The sequence below is a fragment of the Pseudonocardia sp. OZ21 genome, assembly GCF_059359135.1.
Map to the genome: position 1 here is coordinate 180,386 of NZ_JCADBN010000007.1, position 18,514 is coordinate 198,899.

Consider the following 18,514-nt stretch of genomic DNA (forward strand, 5'->3'; position numbering starts at 1 on the left):
GTGGGCGACTCGCGGGCACGGATCGGGCGACTCGCGGAGTAGGGGCGCGCGGCGGATCTCATGGGTGATCGATCCGAGGTCTGGCTGTTGGCCCTCGGGAGGGCGGATCGGTGGGTCTCGCAGCGGTTACTGGGTGGCGCGGGCGCGGTTGTGGGGCGACTCGCGGGCGGGGATCGGGCGGCTCGCGGGTGGGGAGGGGGAGGTGGTGGGGTGGGGGGTGGTGTCCTGCACGAGCTCGTCCGGCTGTGCGGCGGCTCCCCGCTCGAACTCCCTGGCGAAGGCCTCGTGGCCCAACTGCCGGCTCGCCGTGGCCGTGATCCGGTTGACGTCGTCGCGTTCGGCCTCGGGGAGGGGCGCCCCGACCGCTTCCCGCGCCGCGGCGGCCGCACCGAGCAGCCGGGCCGCCCGCGCGTGTTCGCCGGCGAGGGCGAGAGCGCCGGCCAGACCTTCCATGGCCAGGGCGACCGCCCGGGGGTCGTCGAGGCGACGCGCGGCGGCGAAGCCCTCGAGCTGCAGCCGCGTGGCTGTGGCCACATCGCCGCGCAGTTCGGCCACGAAGCCGAGCTCGGCGAGGAGAAGGGCGTTGCCCGGGTCGGCGCCCTGGGCGGGGGCGACCCTGCTGTGCCACCCGAGGAGGGTGTGGAGGTGCTCCTCGGCGGCATCGAGGTCGCCTGCCCGGCGCGCGCCCAGAGCGAGACCCGTCTCGGCGTAGATCCGACCCGGGGTGAAGCCGTGCTCGACGGCCATCCGCACCGCCTGCTCGTGCAGCTGCCTGCCCTCCGCGAGCCGCCCGGTGAGGAGGGCGATCCGCCCGAGCCACGACAGCTGGTAGGAGACCTCGGCCCACAGGCCCAGCTTCTCGGCCATCCGCAGCCCGCCGCGGTGCTGGTGGGCGGCCCGTTCGTAGTCGCCCGCGATGGAGGCGAGGGTGCCGACGGCGAAGGACGCCTGCACCTGTCCCCAGCGGTCGCCGACCTCGCCGAACAGATCCGCGGCGCGGTCGGCGGCGTGCCCGGCGCCTACAAGGTCGCCCCTCGCCATGGCCTGGCTCATGCGGTCGACGAGCGCGGCGGCGACGCCCCAGCGGTGGTCGAGCGCGCGGAATGCCGTGAGCGCGGACTCCGTGAACTGCTCGCCCCGCACGTGGCCGACGGTGGTGAGCGCGTAGCCGACGAACCACTGCGCCCTCGCGCGGGGCGCCGGATCGGGCAGGTCGGGCAGGTCGAGCACCGGGTCGAGAGCGGAATCCACCGCCCGCTCCCCGTCGAGCACACCCATTCCGAGCTCCCACGCCATGACGACGGCCCGCAGGTCGGCAGATGCGGCTCCCGGCGCCGCGAGCGCCCGGCGCAGCGACCGGCGAGCCTCCCCGACCCTGCCCCGCAGCAGCCAGTACCACGAGAGCGCCGAGACCAGGCGCAACGCGGGCTCCGCGCCGTCGGGCTGCCGGCATGCGTGCTCGAACGCGGCGCGCAGGTTGGCCGACTCCGTGTCGAGCCGCTCGAGCCACGTCGCCTGCTCGGGGCCGCGCAGCAGCGGTTCGGCATGCTCGGCGAGCTCGAGGTAGTGGTGGGTGTGCCGCAGGCGCAGGGACTCCGCCTCATCCGCCTCGGCGACGCGTTCGAGGCAGTAGGCGGCGACGGTCTCCAGCAGCCGGAACCGGGGCTCGCCCGCAGGACCCGGCTGGGCGACGACGAGCGAGCGGTCGACGAGCCGGGTGAGCAGGGAGAGGACGTGGCCCGCCGGTACGGCGTCGTCGGCGCACACGTGCTCGGCAGCCGGTAGCCCGCAGCTCTCCGCGTGGACCGCCAGGCGGCGCAGCACGATCTGCTCCGGCGGGGTGAGCAGCTCCCAGCTCCAGTCGATCATCGACCGGAGCGTCTGCTGACGGGCAGGTGCGCCGCGGGCGCCGGTGGACAGCAGCCCGAACCGGTCGTCGAGGCGGCGGAGCAGCTCGTGCACCCCGAGGGCCCGCACCCGGGTGGCGGCGAGCTCCAGGGCGAGCGGGATCCCGTCGAGCTGCCGGCAGATGGCGGCGACGGCGGGTGCCGTGGTGTGGTCGAGGGTGAACCCGGGCGCGACCTCGGCGGCGCGAGCGACGAACAGCTGGACGGCCGGGGCCTCCCGCACCGAGGCGAGGTGGCCGTCCGTGCCGCGCTCGGGCAGCTCCAGCGGCAGGACGTTCCACAGCGCCTCGCCGGTGACGCCGAGCGGCTCACGGCTGGTGGTGAGGATGCGGAGACCGGGCGCGAGGTGGAGCAGGCGTTGAGCCAGTGCGGCGGCCTGCTCGACGACCTGTTCGCAGTTGTCCAGTACGAGCAGTGCCTCCTGAGCGCGCAACGCCTCGGCGAGCCGGTCGACCAGGGCTGCGGCACCCGTGGCCGCAGCGCCCGGGGCGTCGCGCACGCCGACCGCCGCCGCCACCACCTCCACCAGCCGCTCCTCCACGGGGCAGTGCGCCTCCGCGCCGACCTGACGGTCGATGCCGGCGAGCTCGACCAGCCATGCGCCGCCGGCCGCATCGGCCTGCCGGCGCGCCGTCTCCACCGCGAGGCTCGTCTTGCCGACGCCGCCCGGCCCCGTGAGCGTGACCAGCCGGGCGTGGGCGAGCAGCGCGTGCACCTCCGCCACCGCGGCGCCCCTGCCGACCAGTTCGGTGATCCGGGCGGGGAGGTTGGTGGGGGCACGTGCCGGCTCGGGAGGACCGGCCAGCGCCGGATCCTGCGCCAGGACCGCCTGCTGCAGGGCAGAGAGCTCGGGCCCGGGTTCGAGCCCGAGCTCGTCGACCAGCCGTCGTCGCAGCCCGGCGAAACTCGTGAGCGCCTCGGTGGGGCGCCCCGCGCGGTGGAGCGCGCGCATGTGCACGGCGCGCAGCCGCTCCCGCAACGGATGCCGGGCGACCAGCTCCTCCAGCTCGCCGAGCAGCGCGCCGTCGACGGGCCCGGCCATGGCGAGCAGCGCTTCGGCCCGCTCCTCCACCGCGACCAGCCGCTCCTCCTCCAGCGCGCGGATGGCCGGAACGGCGAACGGCTCGTGGGCGACGTCGGCCAGCACGGGCCCGCGGAAGAGGGCCAGCGCCTCGGACAGCTGGGCGGCACGCGCCCGCGGCTCGGCGCTCGCCCCGGCACGGGCGGTGAGCGCGCGGAACTGCTGGGCATCGACGGAGCAGGCCTCGCTCAGCAGCCGGTAGCCCGGCGGCTGATGGACGACGAGCTCGCGGCCGCCGGGCTCGGCGTCCTCCAACGCCTTGCGCAGCTGCGACACCTTCGTCTGCAGCGTGTTGCCCGGGTGGCCCGGCAGCTGCTCACCCCACAGGTCGTGGAGCAGGCGTTCGGTGGAGACCGGCCGCCCGTCGTGGACGAGCAGATCGGCCAGGAGCGCACGGACCTTCCGCTCGGGGATGCGCACGGGACGGCCTTCCGACGTCCACACGGCCAGCGGGCCGAGCACTCCGAAGCGCACGAACCGACCGTAACCGGCGGCACCGACGAAAAGGGGCCACGCGCCGTGCGGGAACCACCAGCGAACCGTGCGCGGCCCTCGCCAGGCTGACGCCATGAACGACGACGACAAGGGAGTGACGGTGCTCGGCCTCGGCGCCATGGGCAGTGCGCTGGCCCGGGCGTTCCTCGCCGGCGGGCGACCGGTCACGGTGTGGAACCGCACACCGGAGAAGGCGGCGGCGCTCGTCGCCGCGGGCGCCGCCACCACCAGGACGGCCGCGGCGGCCGTCGCGGCGAACCGGCTGGTGGTGGTGTGCCTGCAGGACCACCGTTCGGTGCACGAGGTCCTCGACCCGGTGGGCGACGCGCTCACCGGCCGGGTCCTGGTCAACCTCACCACGGGCACCCCGGCGCAGGCCCGGGAGCTGGACGCCTGGGCCCGGAAGTGGGGAGCCGAGCATCTGGACGGCGGGATCATGGCGGTCCCGCCGATGATCGGAAAGCCCGGGGCGTTCGTGCTCTACAGCGGACCGCGTGGTGTGTTCGACGCCCACCGCGCGACCCTGGACGCCCTCGGCGGGAGCCACTTCGTCGGCGATGACCCCGGCGCGGCGTCCCTGCAGGACCTTGCCCTGCTCAGCGGGATGTACGGGATGTTCGGGGGTGCCCTGCAGGCTTTCGCGCTGGTCCGCTCGGCCGGCGGCTCGGCGACGGAGTTCGCCCCCCTGCTCCGCGAGTGGCTGGGCAGCATGAGCGACTTCGTCACCGGCTCGGCGGAGCAGATCGACACGGGCGACTACGCGACCGGTGTGGACGCCACTCTCGCCATGCAGGCCGGCAGCTACGTCCACCTCGTCGAGATCGCCGAGGCCCAGGGGGTCGGCACGGAGCTGCTCCTGCCGCTGGCCGGGCTCATGGACCGCCGGGTCGCCGCGGGGCACGGCCACGAGGACATCACGAGCGTGATCGAGCTGCTGGTGGGGCAGCGATGACCGGAACGAATCGAACGACAGGGGGACTGATGGGTGAGATCGAGCCGGTGACGGTGATCGGCCTGGGCCCGATGGGCCAGGCGATGGTGCGCAGGTTCCTGGCAGCCGGGCACCGCACCACCGTGTGGAACCGCACGCCCGGCCGGGCGGACGCCCTCGTGGACGCCGGTGCGGTACGGGCGGCCACGGTGGCGCAGGCGGTGGCCGCGAACCGGCTGGTTCTCCTGAGCCTCACCGACTACGCGGCGATGTACGACGTGCTGGGGCAGGCGGAAGCCGAGCTGTCCGGCCGGGTGGTCGTCAACCTGAGCTCCGACACCCCGGATCGGACGCGGGACGCCGCGGCGTGGCTGGCCGAGCGCGGAGCGGAGCTGCTCACGGGCGGGATCATGGCGCCGGAGGAGCTGGTGGGCACCGAGGCGGCCTACGTCTTCTACAGCGGCCCGCGGGCGACGTTCGACGCCCACGAGCCGACGCTGCGGGTAATCGGACGGCCCGACCACCGTGGTGAGGACCCAGGCCTGGCGCAGCTGTACTACCAGGCCCAGCTGTCGCTGTTCCTCACGTCGCTGGCGGCATACCTGTACGCGACCGCGCTGGTGGGCTCGGCCGGTGTGTCCGCGACGGAGTTCCTGCCCTACGCGGTGGACAACGCGAACTCGCTGTCCATGTACCTGGCCGATGCCGCCCGGGAGATCGACGCCGGCCGGTACCCCGGCGACCAGGCGAACGTCACGATGATGGGCGCGTCGGCGGACCACATCGTGGGCACCGCGCGGAGTACCGGTATCGAGGCCGGCCTGCCGGTGGCGGTCAAGGAGCTGTACGACCACGCCATCGCGGCAGGCCACGGCAAGGACGGCTGGCCGAGCCTGTACGAGGTGATCAGGAAGGCGTAGCGGTCCGGTTCGGGGCGCCCGCGCCGGAGCCGACGATCTCGGCGACGACGCTGCGGGTGACCGGCGCACCGTCGGGGGCGGAGCGCAGCACCGGACCGGCGATGGCGTCGAGCTCCAGGACGGCTCCGGCCAGCGCGTCCTTGAGCATCGAGGACTGCATGGTCCCCGGCAGGGAGGCGAGCCGCTGCTCCACCGCGGCCGGGTCGATCCGGGCGCCGTCGGCCGCCGCGGCGGCCGCGGTCTCGGTGACCAGCCCGTGGAGCACGTCGGGCCGGCCCTCCCGGGCCGGTCCGAGCGGGCTGCGCGTGCTCGTGGTGATCAGTGCGTGGGGGCAGAGGAAGGAGAGCTTTCGCCACAGCAGGGTGGCCTCGTCGGGCGCCGAGTCATCCACGTCGAGACCTGCCTCCCGCAGCACGGATCCGGGGTCGATCCCGCCGTCGTGGCCACCGGCGGTGACCGCGTAGTCGGCGAACGGCGAGAGGTGCTCGATGACGCCCGGGCGGATGCGGGTGGCCTCCACTCCCACGGTCATGGGCACCACTGCGGCGCCGGGGAGGACGGCGCGCAGCAGCGGCACGTGGTCGGTGCCGTTGAGCAGCGGGACCACGGCGGCTCCGGACACCAGCGAGGGCGGCACTCTCGTCAGTGCATCGAGCAGGGCCGGGGCCTTGACCGTGAGGAAGACGAGGTCGACCGGCGCCGTGAGCCAAGGCCGCGCCGGGACCCGCACGTCGATGTCGCCGTACCGGCCGCTGCGCAGGCTCAGCCCGTTGGTGTTGATCGCGGTGCTGGTGCGGTCGGTGGCCAGCATGGTGACCTCGTGGCCGGTCTTGGCCAGGAGCGCGCCCAGCATGCCCCCGACGGCTCCGGCTCCGAGGATCGCGACGCGATGGGTGGTGCCGTGCACCAGGTCCTCCTCGCCGCCGTCGCCGGCGTCAGGGCGGACCGGACGCGGCACGTCAGTCCACCGGTTTGAGCGGGTCGTGCCCGAGCGACATCAGCTTATGTCGCCATGCGGCCTGGCCGGCGGTGGGTTCGAGGTCGTCGCGGCGCTGCTCGTGCACCCGGTCGACCACGCGGCGCATCACGTGCACGTCTTCTCGGGTGACGTCGTGGCGCCGTTTGCCGAGGATCGCCAGCACCTCGCGCCCGGTCGGGGAGCCCGCCCGGTCCGGGATCTGTTCGGCGTCCTCGCCCGCGTCGCGGGTGAGCAGCCAGTCCCTCAGCTCGTGCGAGGTCATGTTCACCACGCGGTGGAACTCGTCCCACAGCTCGTCGTCGACATCAACCATGACTGCGGCCTACCCCGATCGCACGCGCCCGATGCGTCAGCGCCTGCGGCGGGGCGTGCGAGCCGGTGGGTCGAGCTGGTCCTGCACCTCCTGCGCCACCGCGCAGGGGTCGTCGGTGGCGGCGGCGGTGCGGGTGGCGACCCGGCCCAGAAGGCCGCGCAGTACGTCCTGCTCCGCGGGGTCGAGCGGGTCGAGCAGTTCGTCCTCGGCGGCGCGCAGCCGGCGTTCGAGCTCGCAGAGCTTCTCGGTGCCTGCGTCGGTGAGCACGATGCGCCGGGCCCGGCGGTCGGCCGGGTCGGGCCTGCGCTCGACGAGCCCTGCGCTCTCCAGATCGTCGAGCAGGTAGGTCATCACGGTGCGGTCCACGCCGAGGTGCTGGGCCAGCGCGAGCTGGCTGCGCTGCTCGCCGACGTGGGCCATGGAGAGCACCTGGTAGCCGCGCGGGCCACCGGGCACGGCGCCGACGGCGTCGTGCGCCGCCCGCAGGTAGGACCGCATGACGGCGCCGAGCGCCCAGCCGAGGTCGGACTCGACAGCCGCCGGTGTGGTCACCCTCTCATCCTAGCGGTCCGGAATAGGGACTCACCGATGTTCGGTTGACACGATCGTCTCGGTGGCAGACGATCTGCCGGACAGCGAAGTAATTCTGAAGGAGTTCTGATGACCTTGTTCCGCATCGACGCCAGCATCCGTCGGGACGGATCGGTGAGCCGCGAGGTGGCCGACACGTGGCAGCGCGCATGGTCCGAGCATCACCCGCACGACACCGTGGTCTACCGCGACCTGACGGCGCCGGTCCTGTCTCCCGAGGTGTGGCTCCAGGCGGCCCCTGCGATGGTCATGCCCGAGGACGCTCGGACGCCGGAACAGAAGGCCGCACTGAACCTGGCGTCGCTCCTCGCCGACGAGCTGCTCTCCGCCGACGCCGCGGTGATCGCGGCCCCGCTCTACAACTACGGGGTGCCGCAGCACCTCAAGAACTGGATCGACCTCCTGATCACCGACCAGCGCTTCCAGACGAAGCCCCTCGCCGGCAAGCCGGTGACGCTGGTGATCGCCCGCGGTGGTGGCTACGGCCCGGGCGCTCCGCGGGAGGGCTGGGACCACGCCACGCCGTATCTGGCGCGCATCTTCGGCGAGTACTTCGGTGCCGACGTCACGATCGTCGCGGCCGAGCTGACCCTCGCCGACGTGAACCCGGCCATGGCCGAGCTGCGCGGCGCTGCGGCCGTGTCCAAGGCCGAGGCACTGCAGCTGGCCGAGACCACCGGACGGGCCCACGCGCAGCTCGTGGCCGCGAAGCGGGCCGAGGGCGCCCTCGAGGGCGTGGCCTGAGCGGGAGGCGGCGCGTCCGGGATCGAGGGGTCCGGCCGCGCCGCCCGCCCGATGGTGCCGCGGCGTAGGTCGCGACGTGCGGGGGTACCCGCCCGACGACCTGTCCACGGACGAGAGGGATGTCATGGTCGCCTTCGGCTACTCCTTGCTGTGCGAGCAGCGCGGGCCGCGAGAGCTCGTCGCCGACGCGGTCGCCGCCGAGGAGGCGGGGTTCGACTTCGAGGTGATCAGCGACCACTACTTCCCGTGGCTCGACTCGCAGGGCCACGCGCCCAACGCCTGGGCCGTGCTCGGGGCGGTCGCCGCCGCCACCGAACGGGTGTCACTGATGACCTACGTGACCTGCCCGATCATGCGCTACCACCCGGCCGTGGTGGCGCAGCAGGCGGCGACCGTGGCCCTCCTGGCAGGCGAGGGCCGTTTCACCCTCGGGCTCGGGGCGGGGGAGAACCTGAACGAGCACGTCATCGGCAGGGGCTGGCCACCGGCGAACGTGCGGCACGAGATGCTCGGCGAGGCCGTCGAGATCATCGGTGAGCTGTTCGCGGGCGGTTACGTCAACCGCAGCGGCACCCACTACCGCGTCGACTCGGCGAAGCTGTGGGACGTCCCGGAGGGCGGCGTCCCGATCGCGGTGGCGGTCTCGGGCAAGCAGTCGATCGAGGCGTTCGCCCCGGTGGCGGACGCGATGGTCGCCGTCGAGCCGCTTCCCGAGCTGGTTCGGGGCTTCGACGCGGCCACCGGCGTGTCCCTGCCCAAAGTCGGACAGCAGCCGATCAGCTGGGGTGCCGACCGCGACGAGGCGGTAGCCCGGGCCCACGACCAGTTCCGCTGGTTCGGCGGGGGCTGGAAGGTCAACGCCGAGCTGCCCGGCACGGCGGCGTTCGCCGCCGCCACCCAGTTCGTGCGCCCGCACGACGTGGCCGATGCGCTGCCCTGCGGCCCCGACGTGGCGGCGCACGTGGAGGCGGTGCGCCCCTTCGTCGACGCCGGGTTCACGCACGTCGCACTCGTGCAGGTGGGCGGGGAGTCGCAGACGGACTTCATCGCGTTCGCCGAGCACGAGCTGCTGCCCGCACTGCGCGAGGAGTACGGCAAGCCCGAGAACCCCCGGATCAGGGTGCGCTGAGCCCCCGCTCCGGCCAGGGGCGGCCGGAGCGGAGACGGGTCAGGTGCGGCGGGCGTAGCTCGACTTCGGCAGGTTGTAGGCCAGGTCGACCGCCGTCTCCAGGGCCTCGTCCAGGCCCAGGCGGTGCTCGGCCACCAACCTGGCGAGGTGCCCGGCGTCCACCCGGCGGGCGAGGTCGTGCCGCGCGGGGATCGAGACGAACGCGCGCGTGTCGTCCACGAACCCGGTGGTGTTGTAGAAGCCCGCGGTGTCGGTGATTGCCTCACGGAAGCGGCGCATCCCGTCCGGGGTGTCGAGGAACCACCACGGTGCGCCGAGCCGCATGGCCGGGTACACGCCGGCGAGCGGGGCGAGCTCGCGCGAGTAGGTGGTCTCGTCCACGGTGAACACGACGATCCGGAACCGCGGGTCGCGGCCGAACGACTCCAGCAGCGGCCGCAGGCCTCGGGTGAACTCGGTGGCCACCGGGATGTCGAAGCCCTGGTCCGGGCCGTGCAGGGCCCGTGCGGCGCGGTCGTGGTCGCGCAGCACGCCAGGGTGCAGCTGCATCACCAGCCCGTCCTCGCAGCTCATCCGGGCCATCTCGTGGAGCATGTGGCCTGCGAACGCGGCGGCGTCGGCGGGGTCTACCTGCCCTGCCCTCGCGGCGGCGTACACCCGCCCGGCCTCGGTGGGGGACAGCGGCGTGGTGTCGGTGCCGAGGTGGCCGTGGTCGGTGGCCATCGCACCGGCTTCCACGAACACCCGCCGCCGCGCGCGCAGCGCCTCGCCGAACCCGTCGTAGGTGCCGGTGTCGATGCCGGCCAGCTCGGCCAGCCGGTCGACGTCGGCGACCCAGGCCGGCCGGTCGACGTACAGCAGGGCGTCCGGGCGGAACGTCGGCACCACCTTCTCGCCCCACCCCTGATCCCGCAGGGTGGCGTGGTCGGGCAGCGTCGACAGCGGTGAGTCGGTGGTGGCCAGCACCTCGATGCCGAACCGCTCGAACAGCGCCCGCGGCCGGAAGTCGGGCTTGGCCAGCTGGTCGGCGAGGTGGTCGTAGAGGGCGTCGGCGGTGTCCTCACCGGGCTGGGTGGTCACCCCGAAGACCTCGTGCAGCTCGTGTTCGAGCCAGTACCGGGTGGGCGTGCCGCGGAACAGGTGCCATCCCGCGCAGAACCGCCGCCAGATCTCCCGGGGGTCGGTCTCCACGGTGCCGCCGTCGGTGGTGGCCACGCCCAGGTCGCGCAGGTCGGCCCCCTGCGACACGAGCATCCGCAGCAGGTAATGGTCCGGCACGACGAACAGGCTCGCCGGGTCGGAGAAGGGGCGGTCCTGAGCCAGGACGGCTGCGTCGACATGGCCGTGCATGCAGACCAGCGGGAGGTCACGGGTCGCGCCGTAGACCTCTCGTGCGACGGCTCGCGTCGCGGGGTCGGCCGGCAGGGCCCGGTCGTCATCGAGCAGCAGTGGACGCATGCGACCTCCAAATCGGTTTGCAAAGGATTGCAACATCTCGCATCGATTGGCAAGGATGCTCACAGATCCGGCCTTGACGGAGGCAACAAACGGTTTCAGACTCTCCCGCACGCGACACGATCCAATGCTGGGGGGACGCCGTGGCCGCCACGATCCGGGACGTTGCCACGGCGGCAGGCGTCTCGCAGTCCACCGTGTCCCGTGCCCTGTCGATGCCCGACCTGGTGAACCCGGCCACCCGGGCACGGGTACTGGCCGCGGCCCGGCGGCTCGGCTACCAGCCCAACCGTGCCGCCCGCGGGCTGATCACCGGGCGCACCGGCAACCTCGGACTGATCGTGCCGGATCTGTCCAACCCTTTCTTCTCCTCCGTGGTCAAGGGCGTGCAGGCGGCGGCACGGGCAGCGGACTACTCGCTGTTCATCGCCGACACCGACGAGGAGGCCACCGCCGAGGTCGACCTGCTGCTGGCGCTCACCCGCCAGGTCGACGGGATCGTCCTGTGCTCGCCCCGCACCCCCGACGCCGAGTTGGCGCGCGTCGGAGTCGAGAGCGCCGTCGTCCTCATGAACCGCCGCATCGAGGGCCGGCCGAGCGTCACCGTGGACAACGCCGACGGGATGCGGCAGGCGGTGGAGCACCTGGCGGCGCTGGGCCACGAGCGGATCGCGTACGTCGCCGGGCCGCGCACGTCGTGGTCCAACGGCCAGCGCGAGCAGGGCCTGCACCGGAGTGCGGAGGACACCGGCACCGACCTCGTGCACCTCGGTCACTTCCCGCCCCGGTTCGAGGGTGGGGTCGCCGCCGCTGACCTGGCACTGGCCTCGGGCGCCACGGCGGTGATCGCCTACAACGACGTGGTCGCGCTCGGCCTGCTGAGCCGCCTCGGCGCGCGCGGGGTGGCGGTGCCCGACCAGATCAGCGTCCTGGGGTGCGACGACATCAGCATGTCGGCGATGACGCACCCCGCGCTCACCACCGTCTCCATCCCCAAACGGGAGGCAGGCCGGGCCGGGGTGGCGCTGCTGCTGTCCCTGCTGGCCGACACCGCAGTGGCGGCCGAGGGGGCCCCGGCACCGAACCGGGAGCTCCACGCCCAGCTCATCGTGCGCGCCACCACCGGCGTCGCCCCCCACCCCGACCGCCGGACGGCGGGCGGTCACTCCATGAAGGGAACCACCCGATGACGATGCGATGGCGCACCGCTCTGACCGCAGGTGGGGTCTGCGCGCTGCTGCTCATGACGGCCTGTGGCGCGCCGAGTGGACGACCGGGGGCGGAGGTGCCTGCCGGTGAGGTGCCCGACCGCCCGAGCGAGCCGGTGACGCTCAACGTGCTCGACATCGCGGGCAACCTCCAGCTCACGCAGGGCATGATCGACGAGTTCGTGGCGCAGAACCCGGACGTCGTCTCCCGCGTCACCTACGAGAAGGCGGCCGCGCCCGAGATGGCCGGCAAGATCAAGGCGCAGCAGGACGCCGGCCGCATCAACATCGACCTCGTGCTCACCGGCACCGACGGGCTCTCCGCGGGTGCCGAGCAGGGCCTGTTCACCCCGCTGCTCCCGCAGTTCGAGAGCAGGCTGACGGGGATGCGGGACTACCTCGAACCGGCTGCCGCCATGCAGGAGCTGGCCGGTGACCAGGGCGTCGTCGTCACCTACTACCCGTCGGGCCCGCTCCTGGAGTACGCCCCCGACCGGGTGCCGGACCCGCCGAACACCGCCGACGAGCTGCTCGCCTACGCCGCCGCTCACCCCGGCAAGGTCGGCTACGCCCGCCCGTCCAACTCCGGGCCCGGCCGCACGTTCCTGATGGGGCTGCCCTACATCCTCGGCGACTCCGACCCGAAGGACCCGATCAACGGCTGGTCGAAGACCTGGGCCTACCTCGCGGAGCTGGACAAGCACATCGAGTCCTACCCGTCGGGCACGGCGGACACGATGAAGAACCTGGCCAACGGCACCTACGACATCGTCGTCAGCACCACCGGCTGGGACATCAACCCCCGCGCGCTGGGCACCGTGCCCGCCGACTACAAGGTGACCGCGCTCGACGGGTTCACCTGGGTGACCGACGCCCACTACGCCGCGATCCCCAAGGGCGTGTCGGCCGACAAGCAGTCCGCCGTGCTCGCGCTGCTGGCGTTCATGCTGACCCCGCAGCAGCAGGCCAAGGCCTACGACACCGGCTACTTCTACCCGGGCCCCGCGATCAAGGGCGTCACGCTCGACATGGCACCGCAGCAGAGCCGCGACGTGATCGCCCAGTTCGGCCGTCCCGAGTACGACGCCCTGATCCGCGACCACCCCACCGCCACCCCGCTCGCCACGAAGGACATGGTCGCCGCCTTCGACCGCTGGGACCGCGAGATCGGCGGTGGGGGGCAGTGACGGAGGGGGCGTTCACCGAGCTCCGGCTCGACGGTGTGGGGCGCCGCTTCGCCGGTAAGGACGCGCTGGTCGACCTCGACCTGACGATCCGGGCGGGCGAGTTCATCGCGCTGCTCGGGCCGTCCGGCTGCGGCAAGTCGACCGCGCTGAACTGCCTGGCGGGGCTCCTGCCCCTCACCGCGGGGAGCATCTGGCAGCAGGGCCCGGACGGCGAGAGCCGGATCGACACGCTGCCTCCGGAGAAGCGCGGGTTCGGCATGGTCTTCCAGAGCTACGCCCTCTTCCCGCACATGTCGGTGCGCCGCAACATCTCCTTCGGGCTGCAGATGCGCCGGCTGGCCCGCGCGGAGGTCGCGCGCCGCACCACGGAGGCGATCCGCCTCGTCCAGCTGGAGGAGCACGCCGACAAGCTGCCCGGCCAGCTCTCGGGTGGCCAGCAGCAGCGGGTGGCGATCGCGCGGGCGGTGGTGCTCGAACCGTCGCTGGTGCTGATGGACGAGCCGCTGTCCAACCTCGACGCGAAGCTGCGGCTGGAGATGCGCTCGGAGATCCGCAGGCTGCACCAGTCGCTCGGGCTCACCACGGTCTACGTGACGCACGACCAGGAGGAGGCGCTGTCGCTCGCCGACCGCCTCGTCGTGCTGCGCCAGGGCCGGGTGCAACAGATCGGCACCTCCGAGGAGCTGCACACCCGGCCGGCGAACTGGCACGTGGCCGACTTCATGGGCTTCCGCAACATCGTGGAGGTCGAGGCCACTCAGGTGGACGGCGCCGACGTCGTGGTGCAGGGCGAGGGGCTCCGGCTGCGCGGCACGGCGACGGCGCCCACGGCCGTCGGGGACCGGGTGGTGGCCGCCGTGCGTCCCGAGGACGTGCTGGTCGGCGCAGCGGCTGACGGGGCCGACGGGCCCAACGCGACGCCGGCCACCGTCGAGGTCGTGGGGTATCAGGGCCGCGAGCTCGCCGTCGAGGTCCGCACCGCGGCAGGCCGGGCGCTGCACCTGCGCACCGAGCAGCGGCTCGCGCCGGGCGACGCCGTCACGCTGACCGTCGACCCGGAGCGGTTGCTCGTCTACCCGCTGGCGGCGGGCGAGCACGTCCCCGCACCGCTGGTCGCCGCGGTGTCGTCGTGAGGGGGCCGTCGTGAGCCTCACCGTGGAGCGCGTGGCGGGCGAGGCCCGCCTGGCGCAGGATCCCGGGCTGCGTCACCGGCTGGCCGAGCGCGGCATCGACCGGCAGCTGTTGCTGCTGGTGCCGGCCATTCTGTTCGTGGTGCTGCTGTTCCTCTACCCGTTCTTCTACGGGCTGCAGCTGTCCTTCGCCCCCGACGAGGGCGGCTTCCTGGCCAGCTACCAGGCGTTCTTCTCCGACCCGTACCAGAGCGGCACGATCTGGATCACGCTCAAGCTGGCGCTGCCCGCCGCGCTGATCAACGTGCTGGCCTCGGTGCCCATCGCGTACCGGATGCGCGGCAGCTTTCGCGGCAAGCGACTGCTGACGATCGTCCTCGTCGTGCCGATCACGCTCGGCACCGTGCTCACCGCGCAGGGGCTGCTGAACTACCTCGGGCCGGCCGGCTGGTTCAACAAGATCCTGATGACGCTCGGGCTGATCGACGACCCCGTGCGCCTGGTGAACAACTACTGGGGCGTGTTCTTCTCCCTGGTCATCACCGGTTTCCCGTTCGCGTTCCTGCTGATCCTGTCGTACCTGTCGGGCATCGACCCCACCCTGGAGCGGGCGGCGGCCACACTGGGTGCCGACTGGCGTCAGCGGTTCCGGCACATCACGCTGCCGCTGCTCGCGCCCGGCCTCGCCACCACGTTCTGCCTGGCCTTCGTGCTGGCGTTCAGCGTGTTCCCGTCGGCCGTGCTGGTTGGCAACCCGGCGGGGGAGACGCGCGTGCTCGCCCTCGCCGCCTACCAGGCCGCGTACGAGCAGTACGACTACTCGCTGGCCTCGGCCATCGCGATGGTGATGGGGGCCGTCGAGCTGATCGTCATCGGCGTGGTGCTGCTGTGGCGCTCGCGCCTCTACACCGGCACGACGGGAGGCAAGGGCTGATGGCCACCACGGTGGCGCCCCGCGCGCGGCGCCGTATCGTCGGCAGCCCGAGCAGCTGGCTGATCTGGGGTGCGGTCGCGTTCTTCCTCGTGAACCTCGCCGGCGTGATCGGTGCGGTGCTCGTCAGCTCGTTCGGCACCCAGTGGTTCGGCACCTGGTTCCCCAACGGCTTCACCACCAGCTGGTACGCCACGGCCTGGCGGGAGTTCGGGCTCCTCGACGTCGTCGGCGTCACGCTGCAGGTGTCGCTGCTCGTGGTGGTGATCTCGGTGCTGATCGGGGTGCCTGCGGCCTACGTGCTGGCCCGGCGCACCTTCCCCGGCAAGAAGATCGTCTACTTCGCGTTCCTGCTGCCGATCCTGATGCCGCCGATCACCTACGGCATCCCGCTCGCGACCGTGCTCTACAAGTTCGGCTTCGCGGGCAACGCCTCGGGTGTGGTGCTGGCCAACCTGGTGCCGTCGGTGCCGTTCGTGATCCTCACGATGACGCCGTTCATCGAGCAGATCAACCCGAGCATCGAGTCGGCGGCGCGGATGTGCGGCGCCACCACACGGGCGCTGTTCCTCCGGGTGCTCGGCCCGCTGCTCGTGCCCGGGATGCTCGCGGCCGCGATCCTCGTGCTGGTGCGCACGGTGGGCATGTTCGAGCTCACCTTCCTCACGGCCGGGCCCGACTCGCAGACCCTCGTGGTCGCCCTGTACTACTCGATGTCGGCGGCCGGGATCAGGGCGCAGCAGTCCGTCGACGCGATGGCTGTGATCTACACGTCGACGATGCTGGTCCTTCTCGTCGTCGCGCTGCGGTTCGTCAACCCGACGCAGCTGGTGGCCAGGGTCAAGGAGACTCCCGAACCGTGAGCATGGACGTGCCCCGCCTCGCAACCTCGACGCTGCACCGGATCACCCCCGGCGTGCCCGTGGGCGTCCGCCGCCCGGACGCCGCGATCGGCATCGTCCACCTCGGCATCGGCGCGTTCCACCGGGCGCACCAGGCGGTGTTCACCGAGGAGGCGATGGCGGCCGAGGGCGTCGGACGCTGGGGCATCTGTGGGGTGACGCAGCGCTCGCGCGGCGTCGTCGACCAGTTGGCCCCGCAGGACGGCCTGTACGGCGTGCTCGAGCGCAGCGACCGTGAGGTCTCCGTGCGGGTGGTCGGGTCCGTGCTCGAGGTGGTGTCGGCCGCCGAACAGCCGGACCTTGTGCAGTCGCGGATCGCCGACCCCGCCGTCGGCGTGGTGACGCTGACCGTCACGGAGAAGGGATACCGGCGCGAACCCGGCGGCCGGCTCGACCTGCGCGACGCGGCCGTTCAGGCGGACCTGGCGGGCACCGCGGCGCCGGAGACGGCGATCGGCCGGTTGACCCGCGGCCTGCAGCGACGCCGGGAGGAGAACGGCGCCCCCCTCACCGTGCTCTCCTGCGACAACCTCGTGGGCAACGGCGAGGTCGTCCGCACACTGGTGGCGGACTTCTGCGCCGCACTGCCGGCAGCGGAGGGCGAGCCGCTGTGGGAGTGGGTGGCGTCGTCGGTGTCGTTCCCGAGCAGCATGGTCGACCGGATCGTGCCCGCCACCACCGACGACGATCGGGAGCAGGCCCAGCACCTGCTGGGCCTGCGGGACGCCGGGCTGGTGGTGGCCGAACCGTTCCGCCAGTGGGTGATCGAGGACCACTTCGCGGGCCCCGTCCCCGCCTGGCACCGGGTCGGCGCGACGCTCACCGCTGACGTGGCCCCGTACGAGGCGGTGAAGCTGCGGCTGCTCAACGCCACCCACTCGCTGCTGGCCTACACGGGAGCGCTCGCCGGCTACGAGACGATCGCCGAGGCCGTCCGGGACGATACCCTGGCCGCGGCGGCCGCGTCGCTGATGGCGGAGGACGCGCTGCCCACGCTGCGCCGTCCCGACGACCTGGACCTGGACGACTACCAGCGCTCGGTACTGGACCGCTTCGCCAACCCCGCCCTGCGTCACCGCACCACGCAGGTGGCGATGGACGGCTCGATGAAGCTGCCGGTGCGCCTGCTCGGCACGGTCCGCGACCGCCTGCGCGCCGGTGCCGAACCGCGCTGGGCGGCCATGGCCGTGGCGGCGTGGATGGTCTACGTGGCCAAGGGTCGCGACGCCGCCGGCCGGGCACTGCCGCTCGACGACCCGCTGGCCGACCGGCTGCGCGCGGCCGCGGCCGGCCCGGACGGCGGGCTGGTCGAGCGCATGCTCGCCGTCGACGAGGTCTTCGACCCGGAACTGCGCGACTCTCCGGTGCTGCGTTCCCTGCTCGCCGAGCGCGTCGAGGAACTGCTGGTCACGCGCTGAGCAGCGGCGGTAGTTCGCGGGCCGCCGCGGCCAGGCTGGGGCCGTACCAGGTGAGCAGCCTGCCGCTCACCAGCACCGCGGGCACGCCGGGGAACGCCTCCGGGCCGTCGTCGGCCGTGAAGAGGTACGGCTCGTCGGGCAGCACCACGAGGTCGTGCTCCGGCAGCGCCGCGGGGTCGAACCGCGGGTAGCGCTCGGCGTGGTCGGCCAGGACGTTGTCCACGCCGAGCCGGGCCAGCACGGCGCCGGTGAACGTGTCGCGCCCGACCGCCATCCACGGCTTGCGCCAGATCGGCACCACGGCGCGCCGGCGGTGGGTCGGCTCGGGCAGCGCCGCCCATGCGGCCTCGGCGTCGTCGAGCCAGCCGGGCCGGTCGAGCCCGCAGGCCCCCAGCATTCGGCCCAGCGACACGAAGGCGCCGTCGACCGTGCGGATGTCGGTGACGTGCACGGGCACGCCCGCGTCGCGCAGCGCGTCGAGGTCGGGGAGGCGGTTCTCCTCCTGGTTGGCCACCACGAGGTCGGGCGCAAGGTCGACGATCGCCGCGACGTCGGGGTTCTTGGTGCCCTTGACCCGTCGGACGTCGAGGTCGGCGGGATGGGTGCACCAGTCGGTGGCCCCGACCAGCAGACCGGGGGCCGTCGCGGCCACCGCCTCGGTGAGCGACGGGACGATCGACACCACCCGCCGGACGTGGGCGGACACCGGCACCGTCCGCCCCTCGTCGTCGACCACCACGCCCCGACCCTATCCGCCGCGCGGGACCTCGCGGGCCGACTCGTGCACGCCCGGCGGGCGACTCGCGCCCGCGCGCCGGGCGACTCGCGGACGCGCAGCGGGCGACTCGCGCACGCCCGGCGGCCGCCTGTCCGCGAGTCGCCCGAATCCGCCCCGCGAGTCGCCCCGTTCTGGTGCGCGAGTCGCCCGGTTAACCGCCGGTCAGCCGCCCCGGCGGCGGGACCGTTGATCGTTGCGAGATTCGCGTTTCCGCCCCCCGGAGGGCTGAAAGGAGTGTCTCGGAGTGATCAACCCCCGTTCTGGGGCAGGCAGGGGCGACTCGCGGGGCTGGAGTGGGCGACTCGCGCACGTTTTGTGGGCGACTCGCGGGTGTGCGGCGGCGCGTGTCCGCGAGTCGCCCGGTTTCGGTCCGCGAGTCGCCCGCCACCGGCGCCGACCAGCTGAGCCTCGTCCG

General features: G+C 73.1%; 16 protein-coding genes. 10 read left to right on the forward strand and 6 right to left on the reverse strand.

Annotated elements, in window-relative coordinates:
- Positions 1-126: 126 nt before the first annotated feature.
- On the reverse strand, positions 127-3,462 hold the full coding sequence (locus AC5L35_RS18475; protein ID WP_495060888.1) for an AfsR/SARP family transcriptional regulator: 3,336 nt from the start codon (positions 3,460-3,462) through the stop codon (positions 127-129).
- Positions 3,463-3,556: 94 nt separating this feature from the next.
- Between AC5L35_RS18475 and AC5L35_RS18480 the strand changes: the two genes are divergently transcribed.
- Positions 3,557-4,435, forward strand: coding sequence for an NAD(P)-dependent oxidoreductase (locus tag AC5L35_RS18480; RefSeq protein WP_495060889.1), 879 nt, complete (start codon positions 3,557-3,559; stop codon positions 4,433-4,435).
- 29 nt (positions 4,436-4,464) lie between these two features.
- Complete coding sequence (locus AC5L35_RS18485; protein WP_495060890.1) at positions 4,465-5,334, forward strand: NAD(P)-dependent oxidoreductase; 870 nt, start codon at positions 4,465-4,467, stop codon at positions 5,332-5,334.
- Here AC5L35_RS18485 and AC5L35_RS18490 read toward each other — a convergent pair.
- Genes AC5L35_RS18490 through AC5L35_RS18500 form a run of 3 tightly spaced genes read right to left on the reverse strand, consistent with a single transcriptional unit; the run spans position 5,321 to position 7,178 of the window.
- Positions 5,321-6,292, reverse strand: coding sequence for a ketopantoate reductase family protein (locus tag AC5L35_RS18490; protein WP_495060891.1), 972 nt, complete (start codon positions 6,290-6,292; stop codon positions 5,321-5,323). The two genes, AC5L35_RS18485 and AC5L35_RS18490, sit on opposite strands and share 14 nt — an antisense overlap.
- Position 6,293: 1 nt before the next feature.
- On the reverse strand, positions 6,294-6,626 hold the full coding sequence (locus tag AC5L35_RS18495; protein ID WP_495060892.1) for a DUF3140 domain-containing protein: 333 nt from the start codon (positions 6,624-6,626) through the stop codon (positions 6,294-6,296).
- Positions 6,627-6,662: 36 nt separating this feature from the next.
- The gene (locus AC5L35_RS18500; RefSeq protein ID WP_495060893.1) at positions 6,663-7,178 is read right to left on the reverse strand and encodes a MarR family winged helix-turn-helix transcriptional regulator; all 516 of its coding nucleotides are present in this window, start codon (positions 7,176-7,178) and stop codon (positions 6,663-6,665) included.
- A 108-nt stretch (positions 7,179-7,286) separates the two neighbouring features.
- On the opposite strand from AC5L35_RS18500, the gene AC5L35_RS18505 reads away from it, so the two are divergent.
- Together AC5L35_RS18505 and AC5L35_RS18510 are read left to right on the forward strand one after the other, a co-directional pair.
- Positions 7,287-7,961, forward strand: a complete 675-nt coding sequence (locus AC5L35_RS18505) for an FMN-dependent NADH-azoreductase (protein WP_495060894.1) — start codon at positions 7,287-7,289, stop codon at positions 7,959-7,961.
- Positions 7,962-8,085: 124 nt separating this feature from the next.
- Positions 8,086-9,090, forward strand: a complete 1,005-nt coding sequence (locus AC5L35_RS18510) for a TIGR03557 family F420-dependent LLM class oxidoreductase (protein ID WP_495060995.1) — start codon at positions 8,086-8,088, stop codon at positions 9,088-9,090.
- A gap of 39 nt (positions 9,091-9,129) precedes the next feature.
- On the opposite strand, the gene uxaC is transcribed toward AC5L35_RS18510, so the two are convergent.
- On the reverse strand, positions 9,130-10,548 hold the full coding sequence (gene uxaC / locus AC5L35_RS18515) for a glucuronate isomerase (RefSeq protein ID WP_495060895.1): 1,419 nt from the start codon (positions 10,546-10,548) through the stop codon (positions 9,130-9,132).
- 140 nt (positions 10,549-10,688) lie between these two features.
- Here uxaC and AC5L35_RS18520 point away from each other — a divergent pair, with 140 nt between their 5' ends.
- Genes AC5L35_RS18520 through AC5L35_RS18545 form a run of 6 tightly spaced genes read left to right on the forward strand, consistent with a single transcriptional unit; the run spans position 10,689 to position 17,321 of the window.
- Positions 10,689-11,735 (forward strand): LacI family DNA-binding transcriptional regulator, encoded by a 1,047-nt coding sequence (locus tag AC5L35_RS18520; protein WP_495060896.1) that lies wholly within the window; start codon positions 10,689-10,691, stop codon positions 11,733-11,735.
- Positions 11,732-12,940 (forward strand): ABC transporter substrate-binding protein, encoded by a 1,209-nt coding sequence (locus AC5L35_RS18525; protein ID WP_495060897.1) that lies wholly within the window; start codon positions 11,732-11,734, stop codon positions 12,938-12,940. Before AC5L35_RS18520 ends, AC5L35_RS18525 begins: the two co-directional genes overlap by 4 nt.
- Entirely contained in the window at positions 12,937-14,073 is a 1,137-nt protein-coding gene (locus AC5L35_RS18530) for an ABC transporter ATP-binding protein (RefSeq protein WP_495060898.1), read from the forward strand. Before AC5L35_RS18525 ends, AC5L35_RS18530 begins: the two co-directional genes overlap by 4 nt.
- Positions 14,074-14,083: 10 nt before the next feature.
- Positions 14,084-15,004: an ABC transporter permease gene (locus AC5L35_RS18535; RefSeq protein ID WP_495060899.1), complete on the forward strand. Its 921-nt coding sequence runs from the start codon at positions 14,084-14,086 to the stop codon at positions 15,002-15,004.
- The gene (locus AC5L35_RS18540; RefSeq protein ID WP_495060900.1) at positions 15,004-15,864 is read left to right on the forward strand and encodes an ABC transporter permease; all 861 of its coding nucleotides are present in this window, start codon (positions 15,004-15,006) and stop codon (positions 15,862-15,864) included. Before AC5L35_RS18535 ends, AC5L35_RS18540 begins: the two co-directional genes overlap by 1 nt.
- Positions 15,865-15,866: 2 nt before the next feature.
- Positions 15,867-17,321 (forward strand): mannitol dehydrogenase family protein, encoded by a 1,455-nt coding sequence (locus AC5L35_RS18545; protein ID WP_495060996.1) that lies wholly within the window; start codon positions 15,867-15,869, stop codon positions 17,319-17,321.
- Here the strand turns inward: AC5L35_RS18545 and AC5L35_RS18550 are convergent.
- Positions 17,311-18,057, reverse strand: a complete 747-nt coding sequence (locus tag AC5L35_RS18550) for a helical backbone metal receptor (RefSeq protein ID WP_495060997.1) — start codon at positions 18,055-18,057, stop codon at positions 17,311-17,313. The genes AC5L35_RS18545 and AC5L35_RS18550 overlap by 11 nt on opposite strands.
- Between the last annotated feature and the right edge of the window lie 457 nt (positions 18,058-18,514).